The organism is Caulobacter sp. D5 (assembly GCF_003185805.1).
Lineage (GTDB): Bacteria > Pseudomonadota > Alphaproteobacteria > Caulobacterales > Caulobacteraceae > Caulobacter.
This window is the reverse complement of sequence record NZ_QHJY01000088.1, coordinates 1-14,593: the sequence shown is the minus strand read 5'-3', so window position 1 is coordinate 14,593 and position 14,593 is coordinate 1. Positions and strand designations below refer to the sequence as shown.

Sequence of the window (14,593 nt, the reverse complement as noted above, 5' to 3'; positions counted from 1 at the left end):
GCCAACGCCGCCGCCGGCCTGGTCGTGGCCAAGCTCGGCACCGACGTGGTCACCGCCGCCGAGCTGAAGGCCGTGCTGTCCGGCGCCCACGGCGATCCCGGCCAGGAAAAGATCGCCGCCCGCGCCCGAATGATGGAGATCGTCGCCGGCTGGCGCGCGCGCGGCCTGAAGGTCGGCTTCACCAACGGCTGCTTTGATTTGCTGCACCCCGGCCACGTCTCATTGCTGGCCCAGGCGAAGGCCGCCTGCGACCGGCTGGTGCTGGGCCTCAACACCGACGCCTCGGTCCAGCGCCTGAAGGGCCCGACCCGGCCGGTGCAGAAGGAAGACGCCCGCGCCGCGGTGCTGGCCTCGCTGTCGGCCGTCGACCTCGTCACCCTGTTCGACGAGGACACCCCGCTGGAGCTGATCAAGGCCATCAAGCCCGACGTGCTGGTCAAGGGCGCCGACTACACGGTCGAGACCGTGGTCGGCTCCGACGTCGTGCTGGCCAACGGCGGCCGGGTCGTGCTGGCGGATCTGAAGGCCGGGCAGAGCACGACGGCCCTGATCGCGCGGGCCAACAGCTGAACGCCCCAAAAACGCTCATTCCTCTGAATAGTCCTGCTCCGGCAATATCTTGTTAAGCAAAACGGCGCATCGATCAGACGATGCAGCCTGAACGCATGTGGGCATGAGCGTCGAACGCACCCTTCACCACTTCCCCCTCGACCCGGCCTCCCGCCAGGTTCGCCTCGTGCTGGGCGAAAAGCGGCTGCCGTTCGCCGAGGTGCAGGTGCGCTACTGGGAGTCGCCGCCGGACTTCACCAAGCTGAACCCGTCGGGCCTGACGCCGGTGCTGGTCGAGACCCGCCACCAGCGCACCGCCGTGGTCTGCGAGAGCCGCGCGATCCTGGAGCACATCGAGGAGCAGGAGCCCGAGCCGGCGCTGCTGGGCCGCGAAGCCGGCGAGCGCGCCGAGGCGCGGCGCCTGATGCAGTGGTTCGACCGCAAGTTCGACAACGAGGTCAACGGCTTCCTGCTGCACGAGAAGATGGAGAAGCGTCTCCTGCGGATGGGCGCGCCGGACCTGTCGTCGCTGCGCCGCGGCCGCGACGCCCTGCGCGACCACCTGGGCTATATGGAAAGCCTGCTGCAGGCCCGCGACTGGCTGGCCGGCCGCCGCATGAGTCTCGGCGATTTCGCCGGCGCGGCGCACCTGTCGGTCATCGACTATTTCGGCGACGTGCCGTGGAAGGACTTCCCGGCGGTGCGCACCTGGTACATGAAGCTGAAATCGAGGCCGTGCTTCAGGCCGATCCTGGCCGACCGCTGGCCCGGCCTCGCGCCGGCCGCGCACTATGACGACCTCGACTTCTGACCTGACTCCCGAAGCGATCAAGGACGAGATCCGCCGCGAAGCCCTGGCTCTGGGCTTCGACGCCTGCGGCTTCGCGTCCGCCGCCGACGCCTGGCCCAACGGCGACTGGCTGCGCCAGTTCGTGGCCGAGGGCCTGCACGGGGCCATGGGCTGGATGGAGGAGACGCTCGAGCGCCGCAGCCACCCTACCGCCATGTGGACCGATGCGCTGAGCGCCGTCGTGCTGGGCGTCAACTACGGCCCCGACATCGATCCGCTGACCCAGCTGGAGCACAAGGACCGCGCCGCCATCAGCGTCTACGCCCAGGGCGACGACTACCACGAGGTGGTCAAGAAGCGGCTGAAGCAGCTGGCCGGCTGGATGCACCGGCGCTGGGGCAACGAGGTCAAGGTGTTCGTCGACACCGCGCCACTGATGGAAAAGCCCCTGGCCCAGCGGGCGGGCCTGGGCTGGCAGGGCAAGCACACCAACCTGGTGTCGCGCCAGTTCGGCTCGTGGCTGTTCCTGGGCAGCGTGCTGACCACACTGGACCTGCCGCCCGACCAGGCCGAGATCGATCGCTGCGGCTCGTGCCAAGCGTGCCTGGACATCTGCCCGACGAACGCCTTTCCCGCGCCGCACAGGCTGGATGCGCGGCGCTGCATCTCCTACCTGACCATCGAACTGGCCGGGCCGATCCCCGACGCGTTCCGGCCGATGCTGGGCAACCGCATCTACGGCTGCGACGACTGCCTGGCCGCCTGTCCGTGGAACAAGTTCGCCAGCCTGTCGGCCGAAGCCAAGTTCCACGCCCGCGAGACGCTGAAGACCCCGCCGCTGGCGGACCTGGCCGTGCTGGACGACCCGTCGTTCCGGGCCCTGTTCTCCAAGAGCCCGATCAAGCGCATCGGCCGCGACCGCTTCGTGCGCAACGTGCTCTACGCCATCGGCAACAGCGGCGACGCTAGCCTGCTGGCCGTGGTCGAGCCGCTGCGGGCCGATCCCGACCAGACCGTCCGCGACGCCGCCGACTGGGCGGCCGCGCGGCTGGCTCAGGTCCCGTAGACGAACGGCGTGTCGAGGTCGGCGAGCCGCGGCGCGGCCGCGTCGCGGGCGTTGACCGTGACCGCCTCGGCCGGAACGCCCCAGTCGATGGCCAGGGCCGGATCGTTCCAGGCCAGCACGCCCTCGGCCTGGGGCGCGTAGTAGTCGGTGACCTTGTAGAGCACCTCGCACTCGTCGGTCAGGGTGCAGTAGCCGTGGGCGAAGCCTTCGGGGACCAGCAGCTGCCGACCGTCGTCGGCCGACAGCTCGACCGCGACCGAACGTCCGAAGCTCGGCGAGCCCACGCGGATGTCGACGGCGACGTCGAGGATCGCGCCCCGCACGCAGCGGATCAGCTTGGCCTGGGCGTGCGGCGGGCGCTGGAAGTGCAGGCCGCGCACGACGCCGCGCACGGTCGAGCGCACGTGATTGTCCTGCACGAAGGCGCCGCCCGAAAAGCCGGCCTCGTCCAGCGCCGACTGGCGGAAGGTCTCCGAGAACCAGCCGCGCTCGTCGCCATGGCGGGCGGGCGCGATCGACAGGACGTCGGGGATCGCCAGGGGGGTGATCCGCATCAGGCTGGTTCCTCGTCTTTCAGGGCCCGGGCGACGATGGTCGCCACGGCGGGCAGGGACAGTCGCTCCGCGGCCGCGCGACGCGCGCGCGCTCCCAGAGCGGCGCGCTCGGCGGGATCATCGATCAGGCGCGCCAGGGCGCGGGCGGCGAAATCGAGGTCGGGCTCGGCCCAGTCGCCGCCCGCGTAGAGTCCCTGCGGATCGCGCACCGGCGTCGGCCGCGACGGGACCAGGACGGCGCTTTCCGCGTCCATGAAATCGAGATTGCCCGACCAGCCGGTGGCGACCACCGCCTTGCCGGCGGCCATGGCCTCGGCCGGAAACAGGCCGAACCCCTCGGCGCGGTGCAGCGACAACAGGATGTCGCAGCTGGCGACCAGGCCGTCCTTGTCGCGCGGGCTCATCGCCTCGGTCAGCAGGACGACGTCGTCGGCCTCGCCGATCGCCGCGCGCAGCGTCGCGACCGCCTCGGGGGCGGCCTCGGCGCCGACGGTCTTGAACACCAGCAGCGCCGGCCCCGCGCCGAGGGCGCGGGCCCGACGGAACGCCTCCAGGGCGCCGAGCGGGTTCTTTCGGGCGATGGACGAGCGGAAGTCGAAGCCGGCCAGCACCACAACCGCATCGGCCGGCAGTCCGAACCGGGCCCGGTCGGCCGGCTGGGGATCGACCTCGACCGCGAGGGGAGCGACGCGCACCTTCACCCGTCGCGGCGCATCGCGGCGGATCGCCTCGGCCCCGAACTCCGACAGGGTCCACACCTCGTCGACATAGCGGAAGGCGGGACGCCAGGCCCTGGGCATGCGCGGCAGTTCCCAGGCCCAGTAGCCGATGGTCCGGCGGCCGACGAACGGCGCGCCGCGGGTCTGGTCGATCAGATGGATCAGCTCGACGGGGTTCACCTGGACGATCAGCACCGCCGGGCCGGCGGGCGGGAGCACCGGGTCGCCCTCGTCGAGGCGGCGCGCATGGCCCAGCCGCTCGGAGATGTCCCAGGCGATCGTTTCGCGATCCTTCAGGCGAAGCGCGCGGACCAGTCCCCGCGTCGCCTCGCCCAGGCCCAGGACCGCGCCGTGGAAGCCGGCCACGATCACCGGCGCCTCGGCCGGCGGCGCCGGCGGCGAGCGCCGGTTCCAGCCATAGGCGAGCCAGGCGCGGACGTACGGCAGGCGGGTGGACAGGGCGTGCGACGCCCCCGGCAGGGCGCGCCAGACCAGACGCTTGAGCTGCTTGATCACCTTCGCCTTACCTTTGCGGGGCCCCCTGTGTTAGCGAGTGTCTCGCCGCGTTCAACCAAGCATTTGGGCATGCCGACAGTTTCTCCCGCGTTCAGCGTCATCGTCGTCGCCTACCAGAGCGGGCCCACCCTGGCCCGCTGCCTCGCGGGCCTGACGGCCCAGAGCTTCCGCGACTTCGAGATCCTGATGGTCGACAACGCCTCGACCGACGGCGCGCCGCAGGCGGCGGCCGCGGCCGACCCGTCGATCCAGCTGATCGAGCCGGGCGCCAACACCGGCTTCGCGGCCGGCAACAACCTCGCGGCGCAACGGGCCCTGGGCCGCTGGCTGGTTCTGCTGAACCCGGACGCCTACGCCCATCCCGACTGGCTGGCCCAGCTGGCGGCGGCGACGGCGCGGCATCCGGACGTGCGCAGCTTCGCCTCGCTGCAGCTGGTCGCCGACGAGCCGGGCCTGATGGACGGGGCCGGCGACGTCATGACCTCGGCCGGCATCCCGTTCCGCGGCGGCTATCGCCGCAAGGAGACGCCCAAGGTGTTCGAGGGCGAGGTGTTCTCGGCCTGCGGCGCGGCGATGATGGTGGAACGCGACCTGTTCCTGGGCCTCGGCGGCTTCGACGAGCGGTTCTTCTGCTATTGCGAGGACGTCGATATCGGCTACCGCCTGCGACTGGCCGGAGAACCGACCCTGCTGGTCCCCGCCGCCAAGGTCGAGCACGTCGGATCGGCGACGCTGGGCGTGCGCTCGGACTTCGCGCTGTTCCACGGCACGCGAAACCGCGTCTGGACCTTCCTGAAGAACACGCCCTCGCCGATGCTGTGGTGGAGCGCGCCGCTGCACTTCCCGGTGACCGCCGGTCTCTTCCTCCTGCACGTGCGTCGCGGCGACGCCGGGCCGGTGTGGAAGGGCTTCAAGGCCGCGTTCGTGAAAGCCGACCTCGACCCCATCCTGGCCTCGCGACGCGAGATCCAGGCCGCCCGCAAGGCGCCCTGGACCGAAATCCTGCGCGCCATGGCCTGGGACCCGGTGGCCTTCTTCGGCCGCCGGATCATCATCAGGCCGTGGCGAGGTCGTCGATCATCCGCCGCATGAACTGGGCGCCGCGCTCCATCTGGGCGATCTCGACATATTCGTCGGGCTGGTGGGCCTGGTCGATCGAGCCGGGACCACAGATGACGGTGGAGAAGCCCGCGCCCTGGAACTGCCCCGCCTCGGCGGCGTAGGGCGCGACGCGGGCCGGGCCGTTGTCGCCGGCCATGCGGCGGGCGAAGGCTTCGGCGACCCCGTCCTTTTCCGGCGCGAACGACGGCGTCAGCGAGCGCACCTCGACCTTGACCCCGCCCTCGGGCGCCTTGGCCCTGACCTCGGCGTCCAAAGACGCGGCCAGGACGAAGAAGTCGGCCAGGATGGCGTCGGGATCCAGGCCCGGCGGAGTGCGCAGGTCGAAGACGAAGACGCACTGCCGGGCCAGGATGTTCACCGCCGTGCCGCCGTTGACCTGGCCGATGGTCAGGGTCGCGCCCTTGGGCAGGAACGGCGAGGCCGGATCGGCTTCGCGCTCCAGCCGCTCCGACAGCGCCACCAGATGGCTCATCAGCTTGACGGCGACCATGTTGGCCGAGACGCCCAGATGGGTGAGGCTGGAATGGGCTTCGCGGCCGGTCACCGTCACCCAGTAGCTGGCGATGCCCTTGTGGGCCTGGACGGCGACCATGTCGGTGGGCTCGCCGACCACGACCAGGGCGGGCCGCGGAAAGTCGCGGGCGATGATCTCGATCATGTCCGGCGCGCCCAGGCAGCCGATCTCCTCGTCGTAGGAAAAGGCCAGGTGCACGGGCCGCTTCAGGTCCGCCGCGACCAGGTCGGGCGCGGCGGCCAGGGCCAGGGCCAGGAACCCCTTCATGTCGCAGGTCCCGCGGCCGTAGAGGCGGCCGTCGCGCTCGGTCAGCGTCCAGGGATCGCTGCTCCAGGGCTGGCCGTCGACCGGCACCACGTCGGTATGGCCCGACAGCACGACCCCGCCCGCGACGGCCGGGCCGATGCTGGCCATCAGGTTGGTCTTGGTCCCGTCGGCGTTGGGCGCCCGCCGCGAGGCCACGCCCAGGTCGGAAAGATAGGCCTCGACCCACTCGATCAGGGCGAGGTTGGAGCCGCGCGAGGTCGTGTCGAACGAGACCAGCCTGGCAAGGATGTCGATCGCGCGGGCGGAAAGCGCTTCGGGAGAGGAAACCATGCGCCGAGCCTAGGCCGCGCCGCATGGCGTCGCCAAGCCCGGTACGGTCAAATGGGCAGGATCGTGCACCGGTGCGAGGAAAGCTCACACAGGGCGCAAGAATCGTTCCCTTCGCCGGCTTTTCTTCGCCGGGCCGAGGCTTTAGAGGAAGCGGACCATGATCCTGTCCCTCTCCTGCCCCGACCAGCCGGGCATCGTCGCCAAGGTCTCGACCTTCCTGTTCGAGCGCGGCTGCAACATCCTCGACGCCCAGCAGTTCGACGACCAGGAGACGGGCGACTTCTTCATGCGCGTCGTCTTCGATCCGGACGGCGCGGATCGCGCCGCCCTGCGCGCCGAGTTCGAGGTCCTGGCCACGGGCTTCTCGATGCGCTGGACCCTGCGCGACCCGGCCGAGCGCTATCGGGTGATGATCCTGGCCAGCAAGTTCGACCACTGCCTGGCCGACCTGGTCTATCGCTGGCGGATCGGCGAGCTGCCGATGGACGTCACCGCGATCGTCGCCAACCACGCGGCCGAAACCTACACCCACGTCGACCTGTCGGGCCTGCCCTTCCATCACCTGCCGGTGACCAAGGAGACCAAGTTCGAGCAGGAAGCCGCGCTCTGGAAGCTGATCCAGGAGACGCGGACCGACATCGTCGTGCTGGCCCGCTACATGCAGGTGCTGTCCGACGGCCTGGCGGCCAAGCTGAAGGGCCGCTGCATCAACATCCACCACTCGTTCCTGCCCGGCTTCAAGGGCGCCAAGCCCTACCACCAGGCCCATGCGAGAGGCGTGAAGGTGATCGGGGCGTCCGCCCACTACGTGACCGGCGACCTCGACGAGGGTCCGATCATCGAGCAGGACGTCGAGCGCATCAGCCACCGGGACACGCCCGAGGACCTGGTCCGCAAGGGCCGCGACATCGAGCGCCGCGTCCTGGCCCGCGCCCTGCGCTGGCGCCTGGAGGACCGGGTGCTGCTGAACGGTCGCAAGACCGTCGTCTTCACCGACTGATCGCGGGCCGCGCATGAACCTCGACCCCGCCGTTCCGCCCGAGGCCGGCCGCGGCCAGGTCCTGGTCTACATGCCCGATCGCGGCGTCGGCGACCTGACCTGGCACCTGCCCACCCTGCGCGCCATCGCCGCCACGACGCCGGAAGGGACCGTGCTGCTGGCCGCGCGGCCGTCGAGCCGGGCCCGCGACCTGCTGGGCGCCGAGACCTGCGTCACGGCCATCGACTATCTCGAATACCGCTCGGGGACCTGGAAGAACCTCCAGGAGATCGCCGACTTCCGCCGGCTGTGCCGGGCCCGCCGGCCGCGGGCGGTGTGGATCCTTGAAAAGATCGACCGCCCGGCCATCGGCGCGGCCCTGGCCGGCGTGCCTGAGCGGCGGGGCTTCGGCCTGGGGCACGGCCAGCAGCGCTGGCTGACCCACGGCCCCTACCTCCCCAAGACCATGCGCCCGGCCCACCGGATCGACAAGCTGGCCGCCTTCGAGACGGCCCATGGCCTGGAGGTCGCCAGCCGCGAACCGGCCATGACCCCGACCCCGGCCGCGCTCGACATCGTCGAGGCCCGCTTCGGCGCCCTGCCCCGCCCGTGGATCGTCTACGGCGTCGGGGCCAGCGAGACCCGCAAGATGTGGCCCCTGCCCCGGTTCTCGGACTTGAGCGCGGCCCTGTCCGACCTGGGCGGGACCCGCTTCTGGCTGGGCGGCTTCGAGGACAAGACGCGCGTCGACGAACAGCTGGCGGGCGGCTCGCCGGCAGGCGTTTCCGAGGTCAATGTCTGCGAGCTGAAGTTCGACGTCGGCTCGGCCCTGATGTCGCGGGCCGACCTGTTCGTCGGCAACGACTCCGGCCCGATGAACGTGTCGGCCTCGGTCGGCGCGCCGACCCTGGGCCTGTTCGGCCCCGGGCCCGTGCTGGACCATTCGCGCTTCCTGCACGCCCAGGCGGCCGAGGATCTGGCCACGCTGGAGGCCGGGACGGTCGCCGCCCGCGCCCGCGCCCTACTGGCTTGACGCCGGCTGGCCGGCCGCGATCCGCGTCAGGGCCGCCTCCATCTCGTCGCAGGCCCGCTCCCAGGTGAACTGGGCCAGCACGTCGCGCACCGCGCCGTTCAGCCGCGCGCGCAACTCGGCGTCGGCGACCAGGCGCAGCAGGTTGTCGGCCAGGGCGCGGGGATCGCGCGGCGCGCTCATCAGCGCCGTCTCGCCGTCGACGGCGAACTCGCGGTGGCCCAGCACGTCGGTGATGGCCAGGGCCGCGCCGCACAGGGCCGCCTCGCAAGGCGGCAGGCCCCAGCCCTCGTTGTGGCTGGCCGACAGGAACACGGCCGAGCGGTTGTAGAGCGCGCGCAGGTCCGAGTCGGTGGGCGAGGCGTGATAGGTCACATAGGGCGGCAGGCCCTCGGGCGCGCCGGGGCCGTACATCTCGACGGTCAGGCGGGGCTCGGCGGCGTGGGCCAGGGCGAGCGCCTCCAAAGCGTCGGAAAAGCCCTTGTAGCTGGCCCGCTGGTGGATCATCGCCACCCGCCAGGGATCGCGCCCGGCCAGCGGCGTGTCGAGGCCGAAGGTCTCGAAGGCCAGGCCGTTAGGCACGAGCGCCGCGTTCACGCCGCGCTCGGCCGCCTTGGCGCGGATGGAGCGGGCGATGACGATCTTGGCCATCGGCGCGGACCAGGCGCGTTCGACGCCCTCGGCGTCGCGCTCGAAGCCGAAATCCCAGTGCTGGGCGAAGAAGACCTTGGCGCCATGGCCGGCGGGCAGGCGCGCGACGGCCTCGACGGCGCTCCACACCGTCGCCACCACGACGTCGCCGGGCGGCGTCCGCTCGGGCGAGAGGTCGAGCGTCCACAGCACGCGGACCTTGGGCGAGATGGCGGCCCAGGTCGGCCGCCAGCGGCCGTCGCGCTTCCACCGGCGCCAGCGCAGCCACAGGCGCACCTTCTTGCCCAGGCGCGCGGCCGGCTTCTGCGCCGCCGGCAGGACGACGGTCACGTCGTGCCCGCGCTCGGCCAGTCGATTGGCGTGCTCATAGACGACACGCGTCCCGCCCACCGGGCGAAGGCTCGCCCCAGGCTCCACGAATACGATTTTCATGCGCGCCCCCTGGCGGCCGATCGCCCCGCCGCCCGATGGTCGAGCCGGCGGGGCGACACCTTACTACGGGCCTCAGCCCTTCGGCGCCTGCAGCTTGCTGCGCAGCACGTCGATCAGCTCGATCTTGAAGACCAGGGTGCTGCCCGGCGGAATGTCCGGCCCGGCCTGCATGTCGCCATAGGCCAGGTCGGCCGGCACATAGAGCATCCACTCGTCGCCGGGACGCATCAGCTGCATGGCCTCGACCCAGCCGGGGATCAGGCCGCGCAGCTGGAACGAGGCCGGCACGCCGCGCTCGTAGGAGCTGTCGAACACCATGCCGTCCAGGCGCTTGCCCTCGTAGTGGACCTTGACCTCGTCGATCGGGCGCGGATGCAGGCCGTCGGCCGGACCCGAGCGCACCACCTTGTACTGCAGGCCGCTGGGCAGGGTGACCACGCCCGGCTGCTTGGCGTTCTCGGCCAGGAAGCCCACGCCGGCGGTCTTGTTGGCCGAGATCGCGGCCTGCTTGGCGGCCAGGTCCTCCTTCGAGGGGCCGCACCCGGCCAGGGACAGGCCGGCCAGGACGGCGATGACGAGGAACCGAGCGCGCATGTGAAGTCTTTCCGAGGGCGAAACCGCGCCCTGAGCTAGCAGGCTTGGCGCGAACATCAATCATTCCATGCTTGGAACGCTTTCCAGACACCGTTGTCATGCAACGGTGGTGGCGCGTGCGGCTCCGAGCCCTTAAGACGCATCCATCAAGACGTAAAACGAGGCGTTCATGAAACCTGTCCGCAAGGCCGTTCTTCCCGTCGCGGGTCTTGGCACCCGGGTCCTGCCCGGCACCAAGTCGACGCCGAAGGAACTGCTCAACGTCGTGGACCGGCCGATCCTGTCCTACATCGTCGAGGAAGGCCGCGCGGCCGGCATTGAGCACTTCGTCTTCATCACCGGCCGCGGCAAGGGCGCCATCGAGGACTATTTCGATCACCAGATCGAACTCGAGATGCAGCTCGAGGCCAAGGGCAAGCTCGACATCCTCAAGCAGCTGCGCGACGAGCTGCCCCGGCCGGGCGAGATGAGCTTCGTGCGCCAGATGGCCCCGCTGGGCCTGGGCCACGCGGTGTGGTGCGCCCGCGACATCATCGGCGACGAGCCGTTCGCCGTGCTGCTGCCCGACGTCATCGTCGACTCGCCGAAGTCGGCCCTCAGCCAGCTGATCGAGGTCTATGACCAGGTCGGCGGCGGCAACATCATCGGCGTCGAGGAAGTGCCGGAGAGCGAGACCCACAAGTACGGCGTCGTCGCCCCCAGCAAGGTCGAGGGTCGCCTGGCCACCATGAGCGGCATGGTCGAGAAGCCGCCCAAGGGCACGGCCCCGTCGAACTGGGCCATCGCCGGCCGCTACATCCTGCAGCCGGAGATCTTCGACCTGCTGGCCAGCCAGGAAAAGGGCGCCGGCAACGAGATCCAGCTGACGGACTCGATGGCCAAGCTGATGCAGAACCAGGCCTTCCACGCCTATGTCTACGAAGGCGACACCCACGACTGCGGCGACAAGATCGGCCTGCTGAAGGCCAATGTCGCCCTGGCCCTGAAGCGTCCGGACCTCGGCGAGGCCGCGCTGAAGATGCTCAAGGGCGTGCTGGGCTGAAACGCGCCGGCGGGAGGCCCAGCCGCCCGCCGATCGCCCCCAATGAAACTCCAGAGTGTACTTCTCCGCGAAGCCGGTTAGGCAAGGAGAGCAGCGCCGCTCGAATCCGATCGCGGCGCGGCCTCGAGCGTTTTCTTGCTTCGCGTGCGCCTTCGGCCAGTTGCGGCGCCGCCAGCCTCTTGGGAAAGAACACCGTGCGGTTCAGCATACACGGCGACTCACACGTCAATCCCTTCAAGATCAACGATCCGGCGATCGCCGGCCGGCCCAATCCGTTCCACATCCCCGAATACATCTCGGCCCAGCATCGGTTCGCGACCGACGCCGACCAGATCGCCGTTTACACCTACACCTCTTCCACGGCGATTGGCCTGGACAGCTCTTCCTCCGAGAACGGTTCTGGCGCCCGGATCTTCGCCAACGTGCAGCAGGAGCTCGCCGAGGGCGCGGAGACCCTCGCCTTCTGCTTCGGGCGCGTCGACCTGGATTTCGTCTATCCCTACAAGCGCATCATCCAGGGCAGCGACTTGAACCTGGCGCAGTTCGCCGGCCTCAGCCGAGCCAACTATCTAAGCTTCCTTTTGCGGCTCGAGGAAAGGGTCGTGAAGGGTCGGGCCCGGATCGTCGTCCTAGGCCTTCCCGCGCCGATCCTGCCGCCCGAAGACATGGCCCATTTCGTCTGGAACGACTCCATCCGGCAGCACATCGCCAACGCCAACGGCGTGCTGAACGACGACATCGGCCGCCCGCCCGCCGACACCGACAAGGCTCGGCTGATCGAAACCATCGCCCCGCTCAGCGTCAGGACTCAGGCCAGCGTCGCCCTGAACCAGGCCCTGGCCTACGAATGCGGCGCCTGCGGCTTCGGCTTCGTGGACCTGGACGCGACCATGGTCGATACCGCCAACGGGACGGTCAGGCCCGATTTTGTCGCAGGTCGCGACCATCATGCCTATCCGCAGGCGCTTGGCCCCCTGTGGCTTCAACTGTTGCGCACGAGCGTCGGTTTCGCCGCTTGAACTGAAGCGCGCGATCTGCAACCTCATGCGCATGAGCAATGGCGTTCCCATATCCACCCAAAACGCTCTGGATATACTCCAGTCGCGTTACGGCGTAAAATTCCAGCCCGAAGATCCACGCTTCCTAAGACTAATCGCCGGCATTAATCATACCGACGAATTCGTCGCCAAACTTGATCGCCTGGAGAGCTTTATATCTGGATGCTCTCGCGTGCTTCTTCGGCGAGACCCAGATCCGGGTTTTGTTTCGGAATATATCCAGCACGGCAACGAAGACGTTATCCGCATACTTGTACTGAACAGCCCCGAAGGACGCCGTTATCTGGCCGATGCCTTCATGTCCGGCGGAATCACTCAGTATCCCGAAGCGGACGTCACCTTCGATCACGTGTTCAAGACGGCCGGCACGGCGCTCGTGGAGGCGCTGCGCGTCTTCTATCCGATCGAGGTCATCACGCCGCCGCTGAACCCCGATGCGCTGAACGAGCCTACGGTCAAACTCTATAGCCGCTTTCCGATCGTCGCCGGTCACCTGGGCGGCCAGGCGCGCCGGCGGTTCGCCTCGCCCACCCGCGCGGCCCTGACCGTCCTGCGCGACCCCGTCAAGCGCGTGGGGTCGGTCTACACCTACTGGAGGGAGTTCCTTCCCGGACATCCCGAATACCACGCCTCGCACATCGTCGCGGCGCGACGGCTGACGTTCTCGGAATTCCTGCGCAGCACCGATCCGGAGATCGTCGTGCAGCTGAACAATTTCCAGTTCGCGGCCCTGTCGGGATCCCCTGCCTGCACGATGGAAGAACAGGCGGAATGGCTGCCTGCCGGCGAGGCCCTGCTGGCCGAGTTCGCCGATGTCGGCCTGACCGAGCACCTGGCGGCCTTCCTACGCCGCATGACGACTCGCCTGGGCGTCAAGACCCAGTACGATCCCGAGACCCTGCTTCGGAGCGTGTACTCGCGGCGATCGACGACCAAACTCTCCATGTCGGACGAGGATGTCGCCTATCTGAAGGCGCGCAACCTGATCGACCAGCACATGTACGATCTGGTCCTGGCCAGGCAGGAGGGGGCGCAGGCGGAGAAACCGGCGACCAAGGCCGCCGGCAAGCGTACGCGCGCGCCCTCGGCCAAGAAGAAGGGCTCGGCTCCGGCCTAAAGCCCGCCGGGTCCGGATAGGATCGTCCAAACCTGCCCGGCGGGCTTCATGGGCTCAAAGGCTCGAAGCCCGTCCGGGCGAGGCTCAGACCGAGCGCGGCGGGTAGCCGTGCTCGCGCAGGGCGTTCATGACTTCCTGGGTGTGCTGGGCGTCGCGGGTCTCGATGGTGATGTCGAACTCCGCGCCCTTGGCCGGCACGTCGAGGGCCAGGCGGTTGTGGTTCACCTCGATGATGTTGGCGCCCATGGTCCCGATCACGCTGGCCACGGTCGACAGCAGGCCGGGGCGGTCGTCGCCGACGATGCGCAGGGACACCAGGCGCTGGGCGCGCACCAGCTCGCGCGTCAGCACCGAAGCCAGCAGGCGGGTGTCGATGTTGCCGCCGCACAGGATCAGGCCGCACTTCTTGCCGCGGAAGCGTTCCGGATAGGCCAGCAGCGCCGCCAGCGAGGCCGCGCCGGCCCCTTCGGCGATGGTCTTCTCGACATTGCAGTAGAGCGAGACCGCCTGCTCCAGATAGGGCTCCTCCAGCAGCAGCACGTCCTCGATCAGCGGGCGGGCGACGCTGTAGGTCAGTTCGCCCACCTGCTTGACCGCGACGCCCTCCGCGATCGTCTGGCCGCCGCAGTGGGCCTGGACGCCGCGCATCTTGGCGGTGAACGAGGGATACATCGCCGGCTCGCAGCCGATGATGCGGATGTCGGGATTGATCGCCTTGGCCGCCGTGGCGACGCCGCTGATCAGGCCGCCGCCGCCGATCGGCACCGGCAGGATTTCCAGGTCCGGCACGTCTTCCAGCATCTCCAGGGCGATGGTGCCCTGGCCGGCCATGATGTCGTAGTCGTCGAACGGGTGGACGAAGGTCAGGCCCTGCTCCTCGCGCAGCTTGCGCGCATGGGCGTTGGCGTCGTCATAGGTTTCGCCCTCGATGACCACGTTGGCGCCGAAGTCGCGGGTGTGCTGCACCTTCACGAACGGAGTGGTCTTGGGCATGACGATGGTCACCGGCACGCCGAGGCGCGCGCCGTGATAGGCCAGGCCCTGGGCGTGGTTGCCGGCGCTGGCGGCGATCACGCCGCGCTCCTTCTCGACGTCGGACAACAGCAGCAGCTTGTTGAGCGCGCCGCGCTCCTTGTAGGCGGCCGTGAACTGCAGGTTCTCGAACTTCACCCACACCTCGGCGCCCGTGATCTTCGACAGCGTCCGCGAATAGCGGCACGGCGTGCGCTCGATGTGCCCGGCCAGGCGTTCGGCGGCGGCGCG

The 14,593-nt window shown here is 69.5% G+C and carries 15 protein-coding genes; 9 read left to right on the top strand and 6 right to left on the bottom strand.

The window, feature by feature from the left end; translation table 11 throughout:
• The 3 genes from rfaE2 to queG form a co-directional block, all read left to right on the top strand.
• Window positions 1-570, top strand: a 570-nt coding sequence (gene rfaE2 / locus DMC18_RS06715; RefSeq protein WP_110132787.1) for a D-glycero-beta-D-manno-heptose 1-phosphate adenylyltransferase, incomplete at its 5' end; no start/stop codon positions are given.
• 103 nt (window positions 571-673) lie between these two features.
• Window positions 674-1,360: a glutathione S-transferase family protein gene (locus DMC18_RS06710; RefSeq protein WP_110120455.1), complete on the top strand. Its 687-nt coding sequence runs from the start codon at window positions 674-676 to the stop codon at window positions 1,358-1,360.
• The gene (gene queG, locus DMC18_RS06705) at window positions 1,341-2,405 is read left to right on the top strand and encodes a tRNA epoxyqueuosine(34) reductase QueG (protein WP_110120454.1); all 1,065 of its coding nucleotides are present in this window, start codon (window positions 1,341-1,343) and stop codon (window positions 2,403-2,405) included. Before DMC18_RS06710 ends, queG begins: the two co-directional genes overlap by 20 nt.
• On the opposite strand, the gene rfbC is transcribed toward queG, so the two are convergent.
• Together rfbC and DMC18_RS06695 are read right to left on the bottom strand one after the other, a co-directional pair.
• The gene (gene rfbC / locus DMC18_RS06700) at window positions 2,393-2,959 is read right to left on the bottom strand and encodes a dTDP-4-dehydrorhamnose 3,5-epimerase (protein ID WP_110120453.1); all 567 of its coding nucleotides are present in this window, start codon (window positions 2,957-2,959) and stop codon (window positions 2,393-2,395) included. The genes queG and rfbC overlap by 13 nt on opposite strands.
• On the bottom strand, window positions 2,959-4,194 hold the full coding sequence (locus DMC18_RS06695; protein ID WP_110132786.1) for a glycosyltransferase family 4 protein: 1,236 nt from the start codon (window positions 4,192-4,194) through the stop codon (window positions 2,959-2,961). The genes rfbC and DMC18_RS06695 overlap by 1 nt, the downstream gene beginning before the upstream one ends.
• Window positions 4,195-4,263: 69 nt before the next feature.
• Here DMC18_RS06695 and DMC18_RS06690 point away from each other — a divergent pair, with 69 nt between their 5' ends.
• Complete coding sequence (locus DMC18_RS06690; RefSeq protein ID WP_110132785.1) at window positions 4,264-5,286, top strand: glycosyltransferase family 2 protein; 1,023 nt, start codon at window positions 4,264-4,266, stop codon at window positions 5,284-5,286.
• On the opposite strand, the gene argE is transcribed toward DMC18_RS06690, so the two are convergent.
• Window positions 5,249-6,427, bottom strand: coding sequence for an acetylornithine deacetylase (argE, locus tag DMC18_RS06685; RefSeq protein ID WP_110120451.1), 1,179 nt, complete (start codon window positions 6,425-6,427; stop codon window positions 5,249-5,251). The two genes, DMC18_RS06690 and argE, sit on opposite strands and share 38 nt — an antisense overlap.
• Before the next feature lie 157 nt (window positions 6,428-6,584).
• Between argE and purU the strand changes: the two genes are divergently transcribed.
• The gene (purU, locus tag DMC18_RS06680; protein WP_110120450.1) at window positions 6,585-7,427 is read left to right on the top strand and encodes a formyltetrahydrofolate deformylase; all 843 of its coding nucleotides are present in this window, start codon (window positions 6,585-6,587) and stop codon (window positions 7,425-7,427) included.
• Window positions 7,428-7,440: 13 nt separating this feature from the next.
• Window positions 7,441-8,439 (top strand): glycosyltransferase family 9 protein, encoded by a 999-nt coding sequence (locus DMC18_RS06675; protein WP_110120449.1) that lies wholly within the window; start codon window positions 7,441-7,443, stop codon window positions 8,437-8,439.
• Here the strand turns inward: DMC18_RS06675 and DMC18_RS26815 are convergent.
• Window positions 8,428-9,519 carry a glycosyltransferase family 4 protein gene (locus DMC18_RS26815; protein WP_110132784.1) on the bottom strand — a complete coding sequence of 364 codons (1,092 nt, stop codon included), beginning with the start codon at window positions 9,517-9,519 and terminating at the stop codon, window positions 8,428-8,430. The genes DMC18_RS06675 and DMC18_RS26815 overlap by 12 nt on opposite strands.
• Window positions 9,520-9,591: 72 nt before the next feature.
• Window positions 9,592-10,113, bottom strand: coding sequence for an FKBP-type peptidyl-prolyl cis-trans isomerase (locus tag DMC18_RS06665; protein WP_110120564.1), 522 nt, complete (start codon window positions 10,111-10,113; stop codon window positions 9,592-9,594).
• A gap of 169 nt (window positions 10,114-10,282) precedes the next feature.
• Between DMC18_RS06665 and galU the strand changes: the two genes are divergently transcribed.
• From galU to DMC18_RS06650, 3 genes are all read left to right on the top strand, one after another.
• Window positions 10,283-11,155, top strand: coding sequence for a UTP--glucose-1-phosphate uridylyltransferase GalU (gene galU / locus DMC18_RS06660; RefSeq protein WP_110120565.1), 873 nt, complete (start codon window positions 10,283-10,285; stop codon window positions 11,153-11,155).
• A 194-nt stretch (window positions 11,156-11,349) separates the two neighbouring features.
• Window positions 11,350-12,174, top strand: a complete 825-nt coding sequence (locus DMC18_RS06655; protein WP_110120566.1) for a hypothetical protein — start codon at window positions 11,350-11,352, stop codon at window positions 12,172-12,174.
• Window positions 12,175-12,199: 25 nt separating this feature from the next.
• A complete protein-coding gene (locus DMC18_RS06650) occupies window positions 12,200-13,330 on the top strand; it encodes a hypothetical protein (protein ID WP_146217994.1) in 1,131 nt (376 codons plus the stop codon).
• Between the two features lie 84 nt (window positions 13,331-13,414).
• On the opposite strand, the gene DMC18_RS06645 is transcribed toward DMC18_RS06650, so the two are convergent.
• A partial coding sequence (locus DMC18_RS06645) for a threonine ammonia-lyase (protein WP_110132783.1) occupies window positions 13,415-14,593 on the bottom strand: 1,179 nt, incomplete at its 5' end.

Coding starts and splice junctions, on each gene's coding strand:
- DMC18_RS06690 (WP_110132785.1), top strand. CDS start 4,264: ATGCCGACAGTTTCTCCCGCGTTCAGCGTCATCGTCGTCGCCTACCAG.
- purU (WP_110120450.1), top strand. CDS start 6,585: ATGATCCTGTCCCTCTCCTGCCCCGACCAGCCGGGCATCGTCGCCAAG.
- DMC18_RS06675 (WP_110120449.1), top strand. CDS start 7,441: ATGAACCTCGACCCCGCCGTTCCGCCCGAGGCCGGCCGCGGCCAGGTC.
- DMC18_RS26815 (WP_110132784.1), bottom strand. CDS start 9,519: ATGAAAATCGTATTCGTGGAGCCTGGGGCGAGCCTTCGCCCGGTGGGC.
- rfbC (WP_110120453.1), bottom strand. CDS start 2,959: ATGCGGATCACCCCCCTGGCGATCCCCGACGTCCTGTCGATCGCGCCC.
- DMC18_RS06650 (WP_146217994.1), top strand. CDS start 12,200: ATGCGCATGAGCAATGGCGTTCCCATATCCACCCAAAACGCTCTGGAT.
- queG (WP_110120454.1), top strand. CDS start 1,341: ATGACGACCTCGACTTCTGACCTGACTCCCGAAGCGATCAAGGACGAG.
- DMC18_RS06710 (WP_110120455.1), top strand. CDS start 674: ATGAGCGTCGAACGCACCCTTCACCACTTCCCCCTCGACCCGGCCTCC.
- argE (WP_110120451.1), bottom strand. CDS start 6,427: ATGGTTTCCTCTCCCGAAGCGCTTTCCGCCCGCGCGATCGACATCCTT.
- galU (WP_110120565.1), top strand. CDS start 10,283: ATGAAACCTGTCCGCAAGGCCGTTCTTCCCGTCGCGGGTCTTGGCACC.
- DMC18_RS06665 (WP_110120564.1), bottom strand. CDS start 10,113: ATGCGCGCTCGGTTCCTCGTCATCGCCGTCCTGGCCGGCCTGTCCCTG.